We start from the raw sequence: 20,448 nt of genomic DNA, 5'->3' as shown, positions 1-20,448 counted from the left end.
GATGCTTTTGCCGTAGCCTCAGCAAATTCATCCAGTAGGATTACTACACGTTTAGTAACAATATGAGCAATGAGAATACGTGAAAAAACGTAACTTTTGGTTGCTCATTCCCTGGTGGGGGGATGTAAGGTTGAGGACAGGGAAAGTACAAAATCAATCAGGTCATCACAGCGCTAAACCTGTATAACTGCTTGAACTGCTTGAGCAAATTTTGGGTGTGAGATTCATCAAGCCGCTGTAAGAGCTAATCAGGCTTTGCATCTACTGAAAAAACGCAACATGGCTGCACCTACTTCTAAGTCTGGTGCCTAGACCTTGTAAGCCATGCTTCAGTGAATTTTCCTCCGCTCGACTGCGCGACTGCATTGAGGCGGTTATTTGGTGCACTCCATGTTTAATCCTTCCTCCACGGACGATGCCACCTCGTTTCCGGCAGAGTTGAATCTCTTACGCACTCAAGCGGCCCGTTCTACCCCCGCTCGACGACTAAACGCAGTTAAATCAAGATACGGAGCCAACCTGTCAGCTCCATCTTTGACCCCAGAGCGAATGGGGCCGCTAGGAATTGTCCCTACCCAAACCTCTGACGCAGGGAGTTGGCGACCGCCTCAGCCTGAAGCAGAATACGAGGGGTTTTCTAGCCTGCTCGATAGCTACGCTGCTCCTCTAGCCCCCATGCGAGAACGAGATTTAACGGCTCTAGGTGGTCTATTTGAGCGAGAAGATATTCACGATGTTGAGACAGATATCATCCGCAATCTGCTCACCCGTTGGCCAGAACCCTGCTGGGATGATGATCCGTTTGAGTTTCTACAAGACTTTCTCTGAGCAAACAAAATAGGCAAAGCAAAATAAGCACCAGAAGTACAACTGATGCTCTGACAGAGATGACCTAGATGGTGCTAGCGCTTGGAGCTAGAAAGGGATGTCGTCGTAGTCTGGTTCCGCAACTGGAGGAGCTGGAGGCTTAGATTTTGTTGCCGCTCTAGGGGCAGCGTCAGGAGTACTCACGGCGGACGCAGCTCGGTTAGCCGTAGTGGCAGCGGGGGTGCGAGCAGCGGCGGGTGCAGGTGCGACTCTAGCGGTTGTTGTTGTGGCAGGAACAGCAGCACTACTGGAAGTGCCATCTAAGCTGTGGATGCGTTGCACCGTTAACTCAGCACGTTTTTCCTTGAAGCCCTCGGGCCGCTCGATTGTATTCATGTTCAACCGACCCTCAATCACCACGCGATCGCCTTGGTGATAACGCTCTTGAATTTCCTGAGCCAGGTTGCCCCATCCCACGACTTTAAGGGTGGCTGGGGGGTCATCTGCCCGCAACCCGGAAAACTGCACTATCATTTCCGTGATCGGAGTTTGAGTATCAGATGTGTAGCGCAGCTGCGGGTCTTGGATAATCTCTGCCATCAAGATACAGCTATTCATAGATCAAAATTCTCCTAATCCCAGGGAGTTCAGTTTAGGGCGACAGGAACTGTTATATCAATCGTGACTCATGCTTTACCCTAATAGATCACATCCTAAGAGTTAAGTGATTTTTTGGGGCTTGAAAACAGCTTTTCCTCAATCTCAGCTATCAGTTCTCTGATCTTAATTTTAGTACATTCGTACTTGGATTGGATGTTGAATTAGGAAATTGCAGGACCCGTTAGGACGGCGATCGCAGGTCTTGAGGTAAGTTAGCGTCCCAACAGGCAGCAAACTCAGGCTAGACAAAGTCTTTGCCATCTGATAACGTTTACCCGCTACATCTGCAAAAGGCTGTAAGATTCAGTTTTGGAATCTTCCCTCCCTTCCTCGCGATCGACAAAGTCTTGGACTCGTCCACGATATTCGCGCAGAATTTCGTCTACCCAACCACGGTCATCGCTGTTGGCAAAAATATGGACTAACGGTTCTCCTGCATCCGGTAAAATCAGAACCCAGCTTTCGTGCTGATTGTTAAAGATTTTCACGCCATCGACCAGTTCTAAGTTTTCGGCTGAATGAATTTCTACCAAATGCCGCATCAGCGCCCCCTTTGCCGTCCAGGGGCAACGAACGGTATAAGTGCGATGGCAAACCCGTGGTAAGTCGGCCCGAATTTGACTAATGGAGCGCTCCTGTAAGGTTAGCAGCTCAATCATCTTGGCAATGCAGAACATGGCATCGAAACCAGGATGCAGTTGCGGGAAAATAAAGCCCATCTCGCCACTGCCACCCAGGATGACATGAGAGTTGGTATGGCAGGCTTCCATGAGAGCGGTCGGGTTAGCTTTTGTGCGAATGACCTTGCCATCATGACGACGCGCAATTTGCTCAACAGCGCTAGAGGCATGGACTGGCACTACCACGGTGCTGCGTGGATGGCTGGTCAGCATCATGTCTACCATCAAGGCAGTCAGCATTTCTCCGCGAATCGGAATGCCTGCTTCATCCACCAAAATCATCTGCTCGCCATTGGCAGAAACTTGGACGCCAAAGGTGGCCCGTAACGCTTCCACTACGTGGCCTAACTGGTTTAATAAGCCCTCGCGATCGGCTGTGGTTGGTGAGTTCTGGCTGAGGCTGGCATTTAACACGACGGCATCGCAACCAAACTTGCCCAACAACTGTGGTAGGACTGCGCCAGAAACCGCGTATACGTAGTCGATCACGACTTTGGAGCTGCTGTGCCGCACGGCCTCAATGTTAATGTGCTTCTCAAAGGCAGTGCTGTAAATGTCAATAATTTGGCTGGGGTAGACGACATTGCCAATTTCGTGAATTAAGGCACGCCGAAAATCTTCTTTGAAATAAGCACCTTCGATTTTTTTCTCTTGTGCCTTAGAAATGTTGATGCCTTTTTGATCAAAGAACTCAATCAAGATGTGGTCGGCCCGCTCTGGATGCACTCGTACATGAATGCCACCCCGCACCGATAACGTGGGTACTGCCGTCCGAGCTACGGGAATCGCCGTGGCTTCTAAGTTCTGGACATTGACCCCGACTGACATCAAGCCAGCAATGAGCGATCGCGACACCATCCGAGAAATGCTGCGCTGGTCGCGAGAAACCGTGACTTGTGCGCCTGGTTTCAAGGTCGAACCATAAGCTGCACCCAGCTTCACTGCAAACTCTGGCGTAATATCGACGTTGGCTAATCCGGAAACTCCCCGCTGCCCAAACAAATTGCGCTGAGCGGCATGGCCCCAAATCAAGTTGATGTTGAGCGTCGCCCCAGACTCAACCTTCTTACTCGGCCAAATGCGGACGTTGGGGCTAACTTGAGCCTCTTCCCCAATGATGGAAAGTGACCCAATCACAGCTCCTTCCAGCACATGGGCGCGACGATCTACTCTGGTGCCACGGCCGATACAGCAAGCCCGCAAATGAGCTTCTTCTCCGACGATCGCCCCGTTCCAGATAATGGGTCGCTTCAAGTCAGCGTCGGCCCCTACCGTGACATTGTCACCAATGACAGAGCCAGCACTGATCTGAACTCTCGACCCAATTCGGCAGTTATGCCCAATTAGAACAGGCGCTTCAATTTTGGCAGTGGAGTCAACGTGGGTATTTTGACCAATCCAGATACCGGGCGATCGCTCTTCATAGGCGTAATCCAGCTTGACCCGTTGTTGCAACCCATCGTATTGAGCGTCTCGATAAGCTTCCAAATGGCCTACATCGCACCAATATCCCTCAGCGATATAGCCATACATTGGCTCGTCTTTTTCGAGGAGCAAAGGAAAGAGATCTTTAGAGAAGTCAGACTCCTGATTGTTGGGTAGGTAGCCTAAAACTTCTGGCTCCAAAATGTAGATGCCAGTATTAACAGTGTCCGAGAAAATTTCGCTAGTTGAAGGTTTTTCTAAAAAGCGTCGAATGCGATCTTTTTCATCGGTAATGACAACTCCAAACTCAATTGGGTTGGGCACACGGGTCAATACTAAAGTTGCTTTTGATCGCTTTTGTTTATGAAATTCAATGGCAGCAGTTAAATCAAAGTCGGTGATACTATCACCACTAATTACTAAAAATGTTTGATCAAGTAATTCAGAAATATTTTTAACACAACCTGCCGTTCCTAGAGGCTGATCTTCCTCTACGGCATAGGTCATTTGTACGCCAAAATCACTCCCATCCTGGAAGTAATCCCGCATTACATCAGGTAAATAATGCAGCGTCGCAATAATCTCAGTAATACGATGCCGCTTTAATAAATTAACAATGTGCTCAGCGATCGGTCGATTTAGAATCGGGACCATGGGTTTAGGAAGATCACAGGTTAGCGGTCTGAGCCGCGTCCCTGAGCCTCCGGCCATCAGCACTGCTCGCATAAATCCTCCTTCCTAGTTTTTATTTGCGTGCTGTACTCAGTCGTCAAATGACTCGTTTTCTCTAGTCTCCTATGGCAGTAAGACTGTGGGTATCCTCCAGAAGGTAAGCTTCATGGGGGTTAGCGCCATCTTCCTTGACAAAGCAAACCAACCGGATCGCGGAGTCACTCCCTCTGGTCAACCATCTTGTAGATTGCAATGGGTGACTATCTCAAGCGCTAGAAACTAACGAATAGCAGAGAGAAAAGTAATCTAGATTCTGCTTACGATTGAAGTGAAATTTTTAGACCGTATCCATGCTCTTACAGAATACTGAAATCTCCGATTTGCTGCATAAAGTTCTTAATTCATTAAGTTTTCTGGCGATCGCCAAGTCAGGTCAGGACCAAGCATACGTTTCCAGCAAATCGAAGCTACATTGAGTGTAGAGTAGGCGCTCAGCTAAAGTTGATGTGTGAATGGGAGAGATAGATACATGACTACACTGCTTAGCCTGTTGTTACTAGGTGCTTATGCAGGTGGAGCCTGGAAGTTCTGGAGCGGTTTTCGGCGGACGAACTTTAGCCAAGGACGAATCTACTTAGGGCTGCTTTGGCCAGTGCTGATCGTCAATAAGTCCTATCGCCAAAACTTTACCAAAGCCCTAAAGGGTTAAAAACAAGCGTAGTGTTTTACAGAAATTTAGCTTCGTTAGAGGAATTAGGCGATGTCTGAGAAACGTAGTAGCCGTTCCTCGAAAGCGTTTTCATCAGGCGATCTGCTCTCTAATGTGTTAAGTCCCTCTAGCGGCAACTGGCAAGCCCAGATTGCTGGAGTTGCCCAGCGTTTCGATCGCGAATATCGCCGAGAAGCCTTTGAGCTGCCAGAAGCTGTAGAAGCGATGCCTATTTTTCAAGAATGGACCGCAGGAACCCTGCAAACGAAAACTGCCTCTCCGTTTTGGAAGATGGCTCAACCCCAAAAAAATCAGCGCTGCTTAGATTTGGGCTGTGGTGTGAGCTTTTTGATTTATCCCTGGCGTGACTGGGGCGCTTTATTTTATGGGCAAGAGATGAGCACCTTTGCCCGTGATACGTTGATTGCCCGTGGCCCCCAACTAAACTCCAAGCTGTTCAAAGGGGTAGAACTGGCTCCTGCTCATCAACTCAAATACGAGCCTGCTTTCTTTGACCTGGCGATCGCCACTGGTTTTAGTTGCTACTACCCATTGGAGTACTGGCAAGCAGTAATGACCGCAGTGAAGCGAGTCCTCAAACCAGGAGCATCCTTTGTCTTTGACGTATTGAATCCAGACACACCCCTGGCAGAAAACTGGGCCATTCTAGAAACTTACTTGGGTGCAGAAGTGTTTTTAGAATCGTTAGAGGATTGGAAAAAAACAATTCAAGCGGCAGGCGGGAAAATTATCAAAACCCAAACTGGCGAGTTATTTCAACTCTATAAAGTGCAGTTTTGAACCCTCAATTTAATTCAAAAAGATAAGCAAGTTGAGTGAAAACAAAAGGACGCATTTGGTTAATTGGCGGCACCCAAGAAAGTGCTCAGTTAGCTGCTGCGATCGCTGAAGCTCAATTATCTTGTATCGTCTCAGTCACAACAGAAACCGCCAAACAGCTCTATGTTTCTTCTGTCGAGAAGGCGGTTAATCGTTCGACCCAAACTCTTAGGGTCGAACGATTAACCGTAGAGACAGCCGCATCTTTCCTGCAACAGCAACAAATTGTGGCAGTGTTGGATGCCTCCCATCCCTATGCGGTAGAAATTTCACAACTCGCGATCGCCATCACAACCCAACTTGGCATTCCCTATCTCCGGTTTGAGCGACCAGATTGGAAGGATGAAGGAGGAGGGATGAAGGATGAAAAGGGACAGGAGAAGGGATTAGTTTTTCAGAGTTTTGCTGAACTTGTGGCGACGGATATTCTTCAGGGGCAGCGGGTGTTGTTGATTGTGGGGTATCGACCTCTGGTCCTCTTTCACCCTTGGCAAGATCGTGCCACCTTATTTGCTCGGCTCTTACCCTCCGTTACTGCTATTGAAGCCGCGATCGCCGCAGGCTTTACTCCCGATCGCCTGTTCGCCATGCGTCCTCCCATCTCCCCCGACCTAGAGAAAGCGTTGTGGCAACATTGGCAAATCTCCTTAGTCGTGACCAAATCCTCTGGCATTGCTGGTGGAGAAGACGTAAAGCGACAAGTTGCTGCTGAATTAGGGATACCCTTAGTCGCGATCGCCCGTCCCCCCATCACCTACCCGCAACAAACAAGCGACCTAACCGCAGCCCTGAAATTCTGTCATCAGTACCTTAGTTGTAGCTCTTAAATCTTTGAAAAGAGCGAATTTTAGACCCCAGCGCCCTTTTGGAGGAGGCTTGGAGGACGCAACCGTCCTCCAACAAGAGGGTTTGGGGGACATCCCCCAAGGCTCGGATTCCAAGAGCAACACCGTGACCACTACTCCAAGTAGTCGGCGACAAGCGTTAAACCGCCTGAATCCACTCATAAACGTTGTACTCCGTCCAAACCCCATTTTGCCAGTAAGGATCAGCCTCAACCAACTCCCGAACCGTTTGCTCATCCTCCGCCTCATAAATGCCGAAGCACTGAGTCAAATCCTTCGTTGGCCCAATTGTCATCAAAGTTCCAGCCGCCTTTTGAGCCGTAAGACCATCTAAATGAGCTTGGCGAAAAGGAGCGCGTTTCTCTAGGACATTCTCACAGTAACGTCCCTGCATCACATATTTAGGCATAAACGATTAACTTCTCAGCTCAACACGGAACTTTTCTACTAAAGCCTCGCGCACCTTCTGGTGTACAGGCTCAATATCTGCATCCGTCAAAGTGCGATCGCTAGCTCGATACACCAAACGAAAAGCCAAGCTGCGTTGTCCAGTCGGTACACTCTCACCCCGGTACTCATCGAATAACTCAACCCGATCCAGGAGATCTCCCGCCGCCTTAATAATCGTGCGTTGCAATTCAGCCACAGAGACTTGTACGGAAGCAAAGAAAGCAATATCGCGATCAGACGGTGGATAAGTTGAGAAAGGACGGAAGGTAGGTGTAATATTTTCGTCTTGGTCTAACTCATTTAAGAGTACATCCAGCACCAACTCAAACACATACACAGACTCAGGCAAGCCTCGTTCTTGCCGCAGCTGGGGATGCAGTTGACCAAATGTTCCTAAACGGTTGCCCTTGATCCACAGGGAGGCAGTACGGCCAGGGTGGAGACGAGAGTCCCGACGATCTGGCTGATATTCCACCGCAATATCTAGGCGCTGAAAAACGCTGTCCAGAATTCCTTTGGCTTCAAACCAGGACAGCGGAACATCCCGACCACTTTGGAGCCACTTGCCTTCTTTAGAATCGCCGCCCAGGATACCGCCCAGCGCATCGGCCTCTGCTAACCCATCCTCCTCTTTCCAGAAGATGCGGCCAATTTCAAAACCATTCAGGGGACCGTTACCTTGCTCCAAATTGTACTGGAACGCATCAATTAAACCAGCGATCAGATCGGTGCGGAGAGCTGAATACTCCACAAACAAAGGGTTGGCGATCGCAACCTGCCGTTCCTCGCCAGGCTTTACCAGAGAATATTGAATAAGTTCAGTTAAACCAGCAGCCCGTAAACATTCGCGGATTCTGCGAGTCAAAACTTGGTCAACCGAGAGATATCCAGGTTCCGTTTTGTTAGGTAGCGTATCGCAGAACTTGTTGTAGCCGTAGAGCCGCGCAATTTCTTCAATCAGGTCAATTTCTCGCTCTAAGTCGCGGTAGCGATAGGGTGGCACCGTAACCGTCCAAACCCCTGGCTGAGAAGTGGGGGCCAAGCTGCATCCCAAGCTCGTTAAAGTCCGCTCTACCTCAGCAGCAGGCAAGTCACCCACATCATCCCCGACCTCAATCGGACCTAAGATTTGGTTGACGCGATCCAAACGCAATTCAATCGAACGGGTCCAAGATTGATCTGCGCGGGTTTCTGTCTCTTGAGCAACGACTGTACCTTGGGCTAACTCTGTGAGTAATTGCAAGGCGCGACGGCAAGCAACCGTTAGCTCGGCTTGGTTGACTCCTCGCTCATAACGAGCCGAAGCTTCGGTACGTAAACCCTGGCTACGAGCCGATCGCCGGATAGCCCCTGGATCAAATAGCGCTGCTTCTAGCACTAAGTTTTGGGTGCCTTCATGGACTTCAGTTTCTTCTCCGCCCATTACCCCTGCTAAAGCAACGGGGCGATCGTTGGCTGTAATTAACAGTGTTTGTTCCTGAAGCGTGCGGGGCTGACCATCTAGGGTCTTAAGCGATTCTCCTGTTTGCGCGAATCGAACCCCAAGGGTGAGGTTAGAACCTTCAGCTACAGCTTGTAGGCGATCGCGATCGAAGGCATGCAGAGGTTGGCCCCATTCCAACAAGACGTAGTTTGTGATATCGACCACATTGTTAATCGGTCGCACACCAGACGATTGGAGTCGCTGCTGCAACCAAACTGGAGATGGAGCAATCTTGACCTGCTCAATCACCGTACCAATGTAGGTCGGACAAGCTTGTGGTTCAGAGATTTTTAAGGTCAAGCTAGCGGAACTCGTCTGAACTGCAACATCGGCAGGCTCAGGTAAGCGCAGTGTGGCTCCCGTAAAAGCGGCAACTTCCCGCGCAATTCCAACCAGGCTGAGGGCATCGGCTCGATTGGCCGTGGAAGTGACATCCAAAATCACATCTTCTAAACCTAGGAGGGGCCGCACATCACTACCAGGCTTTAAGTCTGCTTGGGTAAAGATGTGAATGCCTTCCGATTCTTTGGCTAAACCTAATTCCGTCAGCGAACAAATCATGCCTGCTGAGGGCACGCCTCGCAATTTGGCTGGACGAATTTTTAGGTCAATGTTTGGTAGATAGGTGCCTAAGGTTGCTACGGGTACATAAGCGTCGGCTCGGACATTCGCCGCCCCGCAGACAATATTGGCAGGTTCTTCTGCACCAATATCGACTTGGCAAACCCGCAACTTGTCAGCGTTGGGGTGAGGTTGGCACTCTAAAACTTTTCCGACCACCACCCCATTCGCCCAAGTCCGGCGGTCTTCAATATCTTCAACCTCAAACCCAGCCATCGTCAGGGCTTCAGCCAGTTCCTCTGGGGTCATTGTAATGTCCACCAGTTCCCGCAGCCAGTTCAGAGAAATACGCATTGCCCTGCTTAAATACTTATGTCAACCGATGTCAGCCAAATTATTGTAGCGCTCAAGGATCCCAATGCCTGGAGTTGCGATTGTCAGTTTAGAAGAAATCGTGACAAAATCTGTTAGAACTGACTCAAGCCTGAAGAGTTCGGTCAAAATTAAGTTATTCATTGGCTGATACGGCTAGAAGCGATCGCACTTTCTAGGCAGAGCTGCGCCAGATAACTAACACCAAAAGGTTAAACCACTGCAAAATCAGCTAATTGCGTGAGTTATTAGTGGTTTGCAGACGAATTCAGGGCATTCTTTCTACAGAATGTATGGTTGAAGTAACGACGATGACCGTAGATACTTGGGGATTTACAGATGCTTTAAGGAATCTCCACGTAACTTTAGCAAGTCTTCAAGGGTTTTCCCGCATGACCTACACTACGCTTCGTCGTTTCTAGCCAGATAATTAAGGTGGAATAGGAATATTCCCAAGTGAGCGAAGTTGTAGTGGGTGATGCTGAATGAGCTACTGCATAAATCCAGCCTGTCCTAATCCTGAGAACATAACCCACACTGAATTATGTCAGGCCTGTGGCTCTAAGCTATTGCTTCGCGATCGCTATCGAATTAGCCAAGCGCTAGGACAAGGTGGATTTGGAGCCACCTTTCTGGCAATTGATGAATCGTTGCCAGGAGAACCCAACTGTGTCCTCAAGCAGTTGCGGCCTACCTCAACCGCGCCCCACGTCCTGCAAATGGCACGGGATTTGTTTCGTCGAGAAGCAAAAACTTTGGGCAAAATTGGTAGCCATCCCCAAGTGCCGCGCTTGCTTGATTATTTTGAAGCGAACCAAGAATTCTATCTAGTTCAGGAATACGTTGGCGGTGCCACTCTACAGCAAGAGATCAAGCGAGGTGGCCCCTTAAGCGAAGCAGGAATTAAGCAATTTCTCAGCGAAATTCTGCCTGTTTTGCAATACGTCCACAGCCAACAAGTCATTCACCGCGACATTAAGCCTGCCAACATTATTCGCCGGACTCAAGATGCCAAGCTGGTACTGATTGACTTCGGTGCCGTGAAAGATCAGGTCAGCCAAACCTCCATGAGCGTGTCGGAGCAAACGGCATTAACTGCCTACGCGATTGGGACACCTGGCTATGCGCCACCAGAGCAGATGGCGATGCGTCCTGTATATGCCAGTGATATTTATGCCGTCGGTGTGACTTGCATTTATCTCCTAACCGGAAAATCTCCTAAAGATTTAGACTACGACCCAGCCACAGGGGAACTCATGTGGGAGAAGCATGTGCATGTTACGGAGCACTTTGCGACTGTGCTGCGGAAAATGCTAGAAGTTTCGGTACGTCACCGCTTTCAGTCTGCGGCTGAAATTCTCCGAGCCTTAGATCTAGAGCCTTATCTAGACAGTCTGGCTAAGAGTATGTCAACTCAGAACCAGGGTAATCCTCAGAACCCGACTCGTCGTCAGTCAGGCGATCGCACAGATGAGACCGGTAGCCCTGTCACCGCTTCTCCCGCCGCACGGGTAGCAATGGCAATTCGAGCTCGACAGGCAAAATCAGACTCCACGAGTTTGCAGTCAGGCATGTCTCGTAATCGAGTGTTAGCTGCGAAACCCTCCTCACTGACTGCCCTACGCAGTAAAGGGTCTACTACTGGGCAGCCAAAAGTACCACCAAAAATTGATGCCCAAGCTTTACAACTGGCTTACTCTAAAGGCCGACGTGATTTTGCAGCCTATGACTTGAGTCTCTTGAGTTTGCAACGCGCTAGTCTGTCCGGAGCAATTTTTCACCAATCCAAACTGAACAATGCCAACCTCCAAGGTGCGAATCTCTTCAATGCTGATTTTGGGCGAGCCAGCTTAAACGGCATTAATCTTCGAGATGCCAACTTGTCTAGAGCTTATTTAAGCCATGCGGACTTGGAAGGGGCTGACTTACGCGGCGCGGATCTGAGCCATGCTTACCTCGCGAATGCCAACTTGCGGGGTGCGAATCTCTGTGGCGCTAATTTGACAGGTGCTAAAGTAACCGACGAGCAGTTGTCTGCGGCTCGCACCAACTGGGCAACGGTGCGTCCGGGTGGTAAAAAAGGACTTTGGTAAGTTATTTAGCCGAGGAGTCCATTCATGCTCAAGCTCTATGGTGGAGCCCGTAGTCGAGCATCTATTGTGCAGTGGTATCTAGAAGAAATTGGCCTTCCCTACGAGTTTGTCTTGCTAGATATGCAGGTGGGGGCGCACTTACAGCCTGAGTTTTTGGCAATCAACCCAATGGGGAAAGTGCCTGCGATCGCGGATGGAAACTATCATCTTTGGGAATCGGGCGCGATCTTGCTGTACTTGGCTGAGAAATACAGCCAGACCCCTACTTCACCTGAGCAGCGAGGTGAGATTGCTCAGTGGGTTTTGTTTGCTAATGCAACGCTGGGGCCAGGAATTTTTGTTGAGGCGAGTCGAGAACGGGAATCCGCCCGCCTATTTCCTGCGCTGAACCAAATTTTTGAGCAACAACCTTATTTGCTTGGCCCTGAATTTAGTGTTGCAGATGTGGCAGTGGGGTCAATGCTAGCCTATATGCCCTTGATGCTGAAATTAGATTTTAGTGCTTATCCTGGCATCGTAGCTTACTTGCAGCGAGTCACAGAACGGCCAGCCTATCAAAAGGTAATGTCTGCCCGTGCAACCTAATCTCTGCTGAGACTACTTGCGACCCAAGCTGTTCTCATTAAGATCCAAAAACAAATTAAAAAAGGATAGCTACTCATAAACAGAATAGCTATCCTTTTTTAATCAGGTATCTTATCGGTGATTTAGACAGGTTTATCAGCTTATCTAAAGCCCACAGCAGCTTGCCAAACAAAGGCGAGCAGCAAGAAAAAGACTGGAATGATGGGTAAAACGTCCACTAGGGGATCGAAGATTGCGTAAGCTTCAGGCAGTTTTGCCAACAGCAGTGCTGCTTCCATGAATGACTCTACCTCTCCAACACAGATTTCAGAATTGGTACGTATCTTAACACGCTTTGCTGGGCGGCGCTGAGGTTACAACGATTTTGACTGGCGCTTCTAGGGGACGGAGGCAGGGGGTGAAGTAGGTGTTAACCAGTGAGCAAAATCCTCTGCAAAGGAGCCTTGTAAGATCGAGGCTCGAATCTCTTGAGTAAAGCGAACTAACTCAGTGATGTTGTGAATGGATAGCAGGGTGTAAGCCAGAATTTCCCGCGATCGCAATAAATGGCTGAGATAGGCGCGAGTAAACTTTTGGCAGGTATAGCAAGGGCAAGTGGCATCCAGTGGCGTAAAGTCTTCCCGAAACCGCGCATTCTTAAGGTTCCAGCGATCGCCTCGAACTAAAGCGTTGCCATGCCGTGCCAGCCGAGTGGGAATGACACAATCAAACAAATCCATGCCAGCCGCGATCGCTTGAGCCATTTCGCGGTAAGTGCCCACACCCATGAGATAGCGGGGTTTGTCTACAGGCAGCAAAGGCGTAGTAGCTTTAACAATTTGTTCGATCAGCTCGGGTGGCTCGCCCACACTCACACCGCCGATCGCGTATCCAGGGAGATCTAGGGCTGCTAGAGAGCGAGCGGCTTCGGCCCGTAAATCCAGATGCACTCCACCTTGCACAATGCCAAACAAAGCTTGATCAGGTCGCTGGTGGGCCGTAATGCAGCGCTCTAGCCAGCGATAGGTCCGGGCTGTGGCTTCGGCGATCGCTTCCCTGGTAGCGGGGTAGGGAGGACATTCGTCAAACGCCATAATCACGTCTGCACCCAGTTGATTTTGAATCTGAATCGATCGCTCGGGGGTCAGGTGAATGATTTGACCGTCTTTGGGAGAGCGAAACTTCACGCCTGTCTCGTCGATTTGGCGCATTTCACTCAGGCTAAACACTTGAAAGCCGCCTGAATCAGTCAGCATTGGGCCAGACCAACCCATAAATTGATGCAGGCCGCCTGCCTGGGCCACAATCTCCTCGCCTGGTTGGAGGTGTAGATGATAGGTATTGGCGAGTACCATTTGGGCACCAGTGGCTTGAAGTTGGTCTGGTGTAACGGTCTTAACATTCGCCAAAGTGCCCACTGGCATGAATCGAGGCGTTTCGACCACACCATGCGGTGTTGTAAACAGACCTGCTCTAGCTTGAGTACGACAACACTGTGCCTGACATTGAAAAGTAAACTGAGCGCTCAAGACAAATTCAACCTAGAAAGTGAACAACTGCTCTCTGGCAAGCAAGGTAGAGGCTAATAACAGACAAAGGCGAGAAACTTTACAGCATAGACGATGAATTACACTGGAAGGGCTACAGATGCCAATCTCCCTCATAAATCAGCTATCTTTATCTCGGCTGACTTTTGCTTCAGGGTGTTGCCATGATTGGGGTGAGATGGTCTAAGCTAACTGAAAACTCGTGTTCTTTATCTTTAGGACTGTACTGTGCCTAACCGCTCTCCTCTGCTTCCTCTCCTAATCGCCCTTGGTTTGTGGAGTGTGGCTCAACCCGCCTCGGCGCAAGCAATGATTCCCCACACTTTGCAATTGAACTCGAATCAATTAGAGCAGCAGGGCCTCAGTTTAGCACAGGAAGCAGCTCAGCTGGCCCAGTTCCAGCAGTACGAATTAGCACTGTCCAGAGCGCAATTAGCGTCTCAGTTGGCTCCTAATAATTCCCAAGTTTGGTCATTGCTGGGCAGCTTATATTTGCAAGAGACTGAGCTAGATAAGGGCATTAGGGCTTTGGAGCGGGCGCGATCGCTAGACTCCAAAAATACTGCCATTCTATTTGCCTTGGGTTCAGCGCATTTTCAAAAAGCCCAGTACGCCAAAGCGGCTGATTATCTGCAAGCAGGCTTGAAGCTCAAGCCAGATACAGCTGGAGCTTTATTTGATCTGGGCAATGCCTACTACATGCTGGAGCGCTATCAAGAAGCGATCGCCCAGTACGAAACTGCGGTAAAACAAGACCCCAAGTTTTGGCCTGCGGTCAACAACATTGGCTTGATTCGATATGAGCAAGGCTCGGTAGATGCAGCGATTAAGCAATGGCGGACTGCGGTCTCAATGGATGCCAAAGCAGCTGAGCCTCAATTAGCGCTGGCGGTGGCACTTTATAACAAAGGTGATCGCAACCAAGGATTAGTCTTGGGCGAAAAAGCGGTTGAGTTAGATAGTCGATATGGCGATCTGAAGTTCCTCAAGGAGAATCTCTGGGGCGATCGCTTACTCACAGATGCCAAGAAGCTGCTAAATACACCGAGAATCCAAGCGACCCTAGCTCGGAGCCAGCCGCAACCAACCCCTCAGCAACCTCCCCAGTAGCTACAAGCAGGAGCAAAGCCTAGGGTGCCGCTATCAATAGGAGCTAGGAGAACTCAGCTTCAGATAGCTCCTTGGTCTCATTCGTTGCTTACCTAAGTTAGGCTTACCTTGCTATAAACACATAAATCAGGAATCGATCAGCCAAGTAGAGACTCCCAGCCAGCCTAAACCTATTGTCAGTAAGACTTGCTACAATTTCTCTAGTAGTACATTTGTATAAGACTAGAAAAACCTGCTGTATGGTCCAAGCTAAACAGCTTCCATCAATTCAGAAATCTGGAAGGATACTTGAATTGGATCTAGTCTTGAGGCAATAGAGCGGTAATTTGATCAACAAACTGCTGATGATCAACGACAGGCTTGGAAATATAGCCGTCGGCTCCACTCTGCTTCAGAAAAGTCTCGCGATCGCCCTGCATGGCATGGGCTGTAACTAGGATGATGGGAAGTTGAGCTGTCTGCGGATCTGCTTTCAGCATTTGCGTAATTTTGATGCCATCAACCGACTTGCCTTGATAAACACTTCGAGCCAAAGAAACATCCATCAGAATAATATCGGCTTCACCAGAGCGGGCAATCTGTATCACCTCTTCGACATTTTCTGTGTGCTTCACGGCTAGACCCCCACGTTTTGTCAGAATTTTGCCAAAAACGCGAGCGTTTACCAAATCATCCTCCACAATTAAAACGGTTTTCATCTTGATTTCCTTACTCATGGCCCCACAATGCAGTAGTTTACCCTTCGGTATGCCTATGCCACATCCCTCCCGTTTGATCCTACTGTGAGGAATGCTGTAAACAGGGTCATTTGAGGTATGCTGTGCCTCACTGTTTGCAAGTTATCAAGAGATTGGTTTGAAGTCAGGAATTAAGGAATAAAGCTCATGGCGAAACAGTTGAACCTGATCCAAAACGGACAGGTCATCCCCACTGCCCTGCACACAGAGATGCAACAGTCCTACCTGGAATACGCCATGAGTGTGATTGTGGGGCGGGCGTTGCCAGATGTCCGGGATGGCCTCAAGCCAGTGCATCGGCGCATTGTGTATGCCATGCATGAACTCGGTCTCACCCCCGATCGTCCCTACCGGAAATGTGCCCGTGTGGTGGGAGATGTGTTGGGTAAATATCATCCCCACGGCGACCAAGCGGTTTACGACGCTTTAGTCAGGCTGGTGCAAGACTTTTCCAGTCGCTATCCGCTCTTGGCAGGGCATGGCAACTTTGGCTCGGTGGATGACGACCCTCCCGCCGCCATGCGTTACACCGAAACTCGGCTAGCGCAGATTGGCAATGAAGGCTTGCTGAGCGAGATTGGCGAAGCCACAGTTAACTTTATTGGTAACTTTGACAACTCGCAGCAAGAACCTACCGTTCTACCTGCTCAATTGCCATTCTTGATCCTCAACGGCAGTTCTGGCATTGCTGTGGGGATGGCGACTAATATTCCTCCGCACAATTTAGGCGAAGTTGTCGATGGCTTGATCGCTTTAATCGATCGCCCGCAACTATCTGATGAGCAACTGCTAGAAATTATTCCTGGCCCCGATTTCCCGACCGGAGGAGAGATCGTGGGCAAAGAGGGAATTCGGGATGCCTACACCACAGGGCGAGGCAGCATTCCCATGCGAGGAATTGCCCAAGTAGAAGAAGTGCCTGTGGGCAAGGGACGGCAGCGCCGCACGGCAATTGTGATTACGGAGTTGCCCTATCAGGTCAACAAAGCGGGCTTGATTGAGAAGATGGCTGACTTGGTCAACCAAGGCCGCATTGAAGGAATCGCTGACATCCGGGACGAGAGCGATCGCGATGGCATGCGGATCGTGATCGAGCTGAAACGAGATGTCAATCCGCAACTGGTGTTGCACCACCTTTACAAGCAAACTCCATTGCAGACCAACTTTGGAGCCATTTTACTGGCCTTAGTTGATGGTCAACCTCGTCAGCTCACCCTCAAGCAACTGCTACAACATTTTCTCGACTTCCGCGAAGTCACTTTGACGCGGCAATATACCAATGAGCTGAGTCAAGCCCAGAGTCGCGCCCACTTGGTAGAAGGGCTATTAACCGCCTTATCTCACCTAGACCCTGTAATCGAGATTTTGCGTCACGCTCCAGATGGCACTACTGCCAAAATCAGCCTGCAAAACGAGTTGAACCTGAGCGATCGCCAAGCCGATGCTATTTTGTCCATGCCGATGCGGCGTTTAACGGGGCTAGAGCGACAAAACTTGCAGACAGAGTATGACGAACTGACCAGCCGGATGCAAAACTTGCAACGGTTGTTGGGCGATCGCCATGAACTCCTGAAAGCTTTGAAAAAAGATTTTCGGGCTTTGAAGAAAAAGCATGGAGATGTTCGCCGGACCCGCATTGCTGGCAATAGCTCAGTGGCAACCGCCCCGGAAGAAGAACTGCTAGCTGAGGCACCCAGCGCCGAAGAGGAAACAGTGCTAGAGCTGACGCAACGCGGTTATGTCCGGCGACTATCAGTGAAAGCTTTTCAGCGGCAGAATCGCGGCAAACCTGATTCATCGGTATCTACGAAACCGGAGGAAAGCAGCGATGCCGTTAACCAGACCCTCTGGACCAACACCGCCCAAGAACTGCTTGTTGTTACTCGGAGCGGCAAAGCGTACACGATTAAGGTCGGAGATATTCCGATTAGTGCAGGGCGCAATGCCAAGGGAACTCCTCTCGTCACGCTATTGCCCAACGCGGCTCAAGGTGATCCAGAAACGATTAGTGCTCAACTTTTAATTCCAGAACATGTTGAAGAGTTGAGTTTGGTCATGCTGACCCAACAAGGCCGAGCCAAGCGCGTACCACTCTCAGAATTTACCAACCTCACGAGTCGCGGGTTGACCGCTCTCAAGCTGAAAGATGATGATGAACTAGTGTATGCTTGCCCAGCCTTTATTGGTCAGCAAATTGTCCTAGCAACTTCAGGCGGGCGATTGCTACGCTTTGAGGTAGACGAAGACCAACTCCCGTTGATGGGACGCGCCGCCCAAGGCAACCAAGCTTTACGTCTCCGCAAGCAAGAACGACTGGTGGGTTGTGCCGTCTTGGAAGCAGACAACCATCTATTGCTGGTATCAGAACGAGGCTATGCGAAACGGATGCCTGTCACAGCTTTGCGGCTGACTAACCGGGGTGAAATTGGTATCCAAGCGATTCAATTTACTGCCAAAACCGATAACTTGGCAGCTATGAGCGCCGCTCTGCCTAAGACTGAAGTGCTGTTGTGGACCAATCAAAACCGTTTAGCTCGCTTGGGAGTTGAGACAGTGGCGATTCGGGGTAAAGATAGTCCAGGCGACCGCCTCTTCCCGCTCAATTCCGGGGAGAAAATTGCCACGATTACAGTGCTAGAAACTTCAACTAGTTCCTTGGAGACGGATTGACGACAGATTCATCCAGCTACGAGGGCTAGCGACAGTGCAATCTGGCGATAAAGTCCAGTAAGCTAAATTTCAACGCTTTGGATCGCAATTATCGTGGCGCAGGTTGTTCTAGAAAATATCTATAAAAGCTTTGCCAGTCGGCGCGGGGAAGGGACGAGTGTTCCTGCTCCAGCGGAGCCTTTACTCGCTAAGGGCATTGCGCCTGTGGGTGAGGTGGAAGCGACGCCAACCGAGCCTACACCATCGCCAACGCCTAATGTGAGCGTGTTGCGGCGCATCAACCTGACCGTGAATGACGGCGAGTTTATGGTACTGGTGGGGCCATCGGGTTGCGGAAAAAGCACCTTACTTCGGTTGATTGCTGGGCTAGAGGAGTTAACTGGAGGCAATATTTGGGTGGGCGATCGCTTAGTCAACGAGTTACCTCCCAAAGCGCGAGATATCGCGATGGTGTTTCAGAGCTATGCGCTCTACCCGCACATGAGCGTCTACGATAATCTTGCCTTTGGCCTCAGGCGCACTAAACTAGGCAACCCAGAATTAGGCAATCCAGAATCAACCAGGACCCGGAGAAATAGCAGACAGCAAGGATTACCCGTTTGGGCTGAGAATTTGTTGGTTAGTTCCACGCGATCGCTACCCAAAGGGCTGCGTTACTGGTCGGATCGAGAACGCGCCGTGGATGAACGAGTGCGAACCGTGGCCCAAATGCTCCAGATTGAGCCACTCTTGCACCGCTTACCCAAACAACTTTCCGGTGGGCAAAAGCAGCGAGTCGCATTGGGACGGGCGATGGCTCGCAATCCTCAAGTTTTCTTGATGGATGAGCCCTTGTCCAACCTGGATGCCAAGCTCCGCACCGAAACTCGTGCCCAAATTGTGAAATTACAACAACAACTGGGCACCACTACCATCTATGTCACCCACGACCAAGTGGAAGCGATGACGATGGGCGATCGCATTGCCGTAATGAATGCGGGCCAGATTCAACAGATTGCCTCACCGTTAGAGCTGTATAACCGACCCGTAAACCGCTTTGTGGCAGAGTTCATCGGATCCCCTACCATGAACTTCTTGCCAGTTCAGGTCAAAGCCCCCCTACTAATTACCCATCCCCAATTTCGGCTTACCTTACCTGAAGTCTGGGCTGCAACCTTGCAAAAATATGATGGACGATCGCTCCTGCTCGGAATTCGGCCAGAACATGTAAGCGTCAGCGTACCAGCACCCAAGAATTTACCCGTTCGGGTAGAGCGAGTCGAAGCACTGGGCAACGAAACCCAAGTGCTTGTGCGTCTAGTGGGCGCTGAAACCTCAGAGTTAACCCTACAAGCCCGGATCAGCCCTGACCAAGCGGTGCAGTTGTGTGAGGAGATGTGGCTCGCGATCGCCACTGACAAAATTCACCTGTTTGAACCTGAAACGGGTCACGCTGTTTTTTCTAGTTAGAAATGTATACAGAGTAAGTTGGAGCCAAGGGTCCGAAGTTAGGAGAGTTATATACTCTCTGCCTTTTGTGAAACTCTACTATTTCATCCTTATGAGAGAGGCGCTCTAATCTCAGTTAAATTTACGTTTATTTGCAAAGCTTAACAGGCTGCCTAAAAAACTAACGACCCCAGGAAGAGCAACTGATGCAAAACTCTACGAAAGTAACTCCTCCCACAATGGACGATCGCAATGCTTGGCGGGTCGGTTTTACGCCTCAAGCTGAGATTTGGAATGGTCGTCTTGCCATGTTGGGATTTGTGGCAGCCGCTTTAATTGAATTGGCCTCAGGGCAAGGATTTCTACATTTCTGGGGCTTGATGTAGCCTGAACGAGGCTATCATAAATTCCCCTGACAATAGGTAGAGCGATCGCGAAAACTCACATTGCATGTAGCAAGATTATTGGTTACATTAGTTCATATAAGTTTAATAAAAACTTCGTACCAACCTTCTTGCTTAGCCAAACCTAAGTTGTTCGCTGAGTGCTCTCTATTTATCTCACACCTTCGGAGAGAAAATGATGCAAGACATCAACAAGACCAACACTCCTGTCATGGACGATCGCAACGCTTGGCGTTTTGGTTTTACTCCCCAAGCCGAGATCTGGAATGGTCGCCTGGCAATGTTAGGCTTCCTAGCCGCTACTTTAATTGAGCTCTTTTCCAATGAAGGGTTTTTGCACTTTTGGGGCTTAGTGTAATCGCTCTAGTTAAAACGTCTTGTCAACCTCAAA

General features: G+C 49.8%; 18 protein-coding genes. 11 read left to right on the top strand and 7 right to left on the bottom strand.

The features are described 5' to 3' along the window. Positions 1-390 precede the first annotated feature (390 nt). A complete protein-coding gene (locus NDA01_RS04420) occupies positions 391-828 on the top strand; it encodes a hypothetical protein (protein WP_348227025.1) in 438 nt (145 codons plus the stop codon). 87 nt (positions 829-915) lie between these two features. Here the strand turns inward: NDA01_RS04420 and NDA01_RS04415 are convergent, their stop codons facing one another. Continuing rightward, positions 916-1,425 (bottom strand): single-stranded DNA-binding protein, encoded by a 510-nt coding sequence (locus tag NDA01_RS04415; protein ID WP_348227024.1) that lies wholly within the window; start codon positions 1,423-1,425, stop codon positions 916-918. A 320-nt stretch (positions 1,426-1,745) separates the two neighbouring features. After that, positions 1,746-4,283 (bottom strand): sugar phosphate nucleotidyltransferase, encoded by a 2,538-nt coding sequence (locus tag NDA01_RS04410; RefSeq protein ID WP_399312822.1) that lies wholly within the window; start codon positions 4,281-4,283, stop codon positions 1,746-1,748. Positions 4,284-4,773: 490 nt separating this feature from the next. On the opposite strand from NDA01_RS04410, the gene NDA01_RS04405 reads away from it, so the two are divergent. Genes NDA01_RS04405 through NDA01_RS04395 form a run of 3 tightly spaced genes read left to right on the top strand, consistent with a single transcriptional unit; the run spans position 4,774 to position 6,620 of the window. Further along, the gene (locus tag NDA01_RS04405; RefSeq protein WP_190431540.1) at positions 4,774-4,953 is read left to right on the top strand and encodes a hypothetical protein; all 180 of its coding nucleotides are present in this window, start codon (positions 4,774-4,776) and stop codon (positions 4,951-4,953) included. 51 nt (positions 4,954-5,004) lie between these two features. Then, entirely contained in the window at positions 5,005-5,754 is a 750-nt protein-coding gene (locus NDA01_RS04400) for a class I SAM-dependent methyltransferase (protein WP_348227023.1), read from the top strand. Positions 5,755-5,789: 35 nt separating this feature from the next. Then, complete coding sequence (locus tag NDA01_RS04395) at positions 5,790-6,620, top strand: cobalt-precorrin-6A reductase (protein WP_348227022.1); 831 nt, start codon at positions 5,790-5,792, stop codon at positions 6,618-6,620. 157 nt (positions 6,621-6,777) lie between these two features. On the opposite strand, the gene NDA01_RS04390 is transcribed toward NDA01_RS04395, so the two are convergent. Together NDA01_RS04390 and pheT are read right to left on the bottom strand one after the other, a co-directional pair. Further along, positions 6,778-7,047, bottom strand: coding sequence for a YciI family protein (locus tag NDA01_RS04390; protein WP_348227021.1), 270 nt, complete (start codon positions 7,045-7,047; stop codon positions 6,778-6,780). Between the two features lie 6 nt (positions 7,048-7,053). Next, positions 7,054-9,486, bottom strand: coding sequence for a phenylalanine--tRNA ligase subunit beta (pheT, locus tag NDA01_RS04385; protein ID WP_348227020.1), 2,433 nt, complete (start codon positions 9,484-9,486; stop codon positions 7,054-7,056). A 503-nt stretch (positions 9,487-9,989) separates the two neighbouring features. Between pheT and NDA01_RS04380 the strand changes: the two genes are divergently transcribed. Together NDA01_RS04380 and NDA01_RS04375 are read left to right on the top strand one after the other, a co-directional pair. Next, the gene (locus NDA01_RS04380; RefSeq protein ID WP_190554184.1) at positions 9,990-11,597 is read left to right on the top strand and encodes a serine/threonine-protein kinase; all 1,608 of its coding nucleotides are present in this window, start codon (positions 9,990-9,992) and stop codon (positions 11,595-11,597) included. Between the two features lie 24 nt (positions 11,598-11,621). Beyond that, complete coding sequence (locus NDA01_RS04375; RefSeq protein WP_348227019.1) at positions 11,622-12,182, top strand: glutathione S-transferase family protein; 561 nt, start codon at positions 11,622-11,624, stop codon at positions 12,180-12,182. A 140-nt stretch (positions 12,183-12,322) separates the two neighbouring features. Here the strand turns inward: NDA01_RS04375 and NDA01_RS04370 are convergent, their stop codons facing one another. After that, positions 12,323-12,460 carry a photosystem II reaction center protein K gene (locus tag NDA01_RS04370; protein ID WP_015172773.1) on the bottom strand — a complete coding sequence of 46 codons (138 nt, stop codon included), beginning with the start codon at positions 12,458-12,460 and terminating at the stop codon, positions 12,323-12,325. 99 nt (positions 12,461-12,559) lie between these two features. Next, positions 12,560-13,690 (bottom strand): tRNA guanosine(34) transglycosylase Tgt, encoded by a 1,131-nt coding sequence (gene tgt / locus NDA01_RS04365; RefSeq protein WP_348227018.1) that lies wholly within the window; start codon positions 13,688-13,690, stop codon positions 12,560-12,562. 246 nt (positions 13,691-13,936) lie between these two features. Between tgt and NDA01_RS04360 the strand changes: the two genes are divergently transcribed. Beyond that, positions 13,937-14,818, top strand: coding sequence for a tetratricopeptide repeat protein (locus tag NDA01_RS04360; RefSeq protein WP_190431558.1), 882 nt, complete (start codon positions 13,937-13,939; stop codon positions 14,816-14,818). 299 nt (positions 14,819-15,117) lie between these two features. Here the strand turns inward: NDA01_RS04360 and NDA01_RS04355 are convergent, their stop codons facing one another. Beyond that, positions 15,118-15,516, bottom strand: a complete 399-nt coding sequence (locus NDA01_RS04355) for a response regulator (protein ID WP_190431559.1) — start codon at positions 15,514-15,516, stop codon at positions 15,118-15,120. A gap of 186 nt (positions 15,517-15,702) precedes the next feature. Between NDA01_RS04355 and gyrA the strand changes: the two genes are divergently transcribed. From gyrA to NDA01_RS04335, 4 genes are all read left to right on the top strand, one after another. After that, a complete protein-coding gene (gene gyrA / locus NDA01_RS04350; protein ID WP_348227017.1) occupies positions 15,703-18,225 on the top strand; it encodes a DNA gyrase subunit A in 2,523 nt (840 codons plus the stop codon). Positions 18,226-18,318: 93 nt separating this feature from the next. Further along, a complete protein-coding gene (locus NDA01_RS04345; RefSeq protein WP_348227016.1) occupies positions 18,319-19,674 on the top strand; it encodes an ABC transporter ATP-binding protein in 1,356 nt (451 codons plus the stop codon). 185 nt (positions 19,675-19,859) lie between these two features. After that, positions 19,860-20,039, top strand: a complete 180-nt coding sequence (locus NDA01_RS04340) for a chlorophyll a/b-binding protein (protein WP_190431562.1) — start codon at positions 19,860-19,862, stop codon at positions 20,037-20,039. A gap of 193 nt (positions 20,040-20,232) precedes the next feature. Further along, positions 20,233-20,415, top strand: a complete 183-nt coding sequence (locus NDA01_RS04335; protein ID WP_370527427.1) for a chlorophyll a/b-binding protein — start codon at positions 20,233-20,235, stop codon at positions 20,413-20,415. The last annotated feature ends 33 nt before the right edge of the window (positions 20,416-20,448 follow it).

The organism is Trichocoleus desertorum AS-A10 (assembly GCF_039962155.1).
Lineage (GTDB): Bacteria > Cyanobacteriota > Cyanobacteriia > FACHB-46 > FACHB-46 > Trichocoleus.
This window is presented reverse-complemented; position numbering and strand designations above follow the sequence as displayed.

Bases quoted from the DNA above. Each gene is read 5' to 3' on its own strand.
- NDA01_RS04375 (WP_348227019.1), top strand. From the start codon at position 11,622: ATGCTCAAGCTCTATGGTGGAGCCCGTAGTCGAGCATCTATTGTGCAG.
- NDA01_RS04370 (WP_015172773.1), bottom strand. From the start codon at position 12,460: ATGGAAGCAGCACTGCTGTTGGCAAAACTGCCTGAAGCTTACGCAATC.
- NDA01_RS04380 (WP_190554184.1), top strand. From the start codon at position 9,990: ATGAGCTACTGCATAAATCCAGCCTGTCCTAATCCTGAGAACATAACC.
- NDA01_RS04335 (WP_370527427.1), top strand. From the start codon at position 20,233: ATGATGCAAGACATCAACAAGACCAACACTCCTGTCATGGACGATCGC.
- NDA01_RS04340 (WP_190431562.1), top strand. From the start codon at position 19,860: ATGCAAAACTCTACGAAAGTAACTCCTCCCACAATGGACGATCGCAAT.
- NDA01_RS04420 (WP_348227025.1), top strand. From the start codon at position 391: ATGTTTAATCCTTCCTCCACGGACGATGCCACCTCGTTTCCGGCAGAG.
- NDA01_RS04390 (WP_348227021.1), bottom strand. From the start codon at position 7,047: ATGCCTAAATATGTGATGCAGGGACGTTACTGTGAGAATGTCCTAGAG.
- NDA01_RS04400 (WP_348227023.1), top strand. From the start codon at position 5,005: ATGTCTGAGAAACGTAGTAGCCGTTCCTCGAAAGCGTTTTCATCAGGC.
- NDA01_RS04355 (WP_190431559.1), bottom strand. From the start codon at position 15,516: ATGAAAACCGTTTTAATTGTGGAGGATGATTTGGTAAACGCTCGCGTT.
- NDA01_RS04410 (WP_399312822.1), bottom strand. From the start codon at position 4,283: ATGGCCGGAGGCTCAGGGACGCGGCTCAGACCGCTAACCTGTGATCTT.
- NDA01_RS04415 (WP_348227024.1), bottom strand. From the start codon at position 1,425: ATGAATAGCTGTATCTTGATGGCAGAGATTATCCAAGACCCGCAGCTG.
- gyrA (WP_348227017.1), top strand. From the start codon at position 15,703: ATGGCGAAACAGTTGAACCTGATCCAAAACGGACAGGTCATCCCCACT.
- pheT (WP_348227020.1), bottom strand. From the start codon at position 9,486: ATGCGTATTTCTCTGAACTGGCTGCGGGAACTGGTGGACATTACAATG.
- NDA01_RS04405 (WP_190431540.1), top strand. From the start codon at position 4,774: ATGACTACACTGCTTAGCCTGTTGTTACTAGGTGCTTATGCAGGTGGA.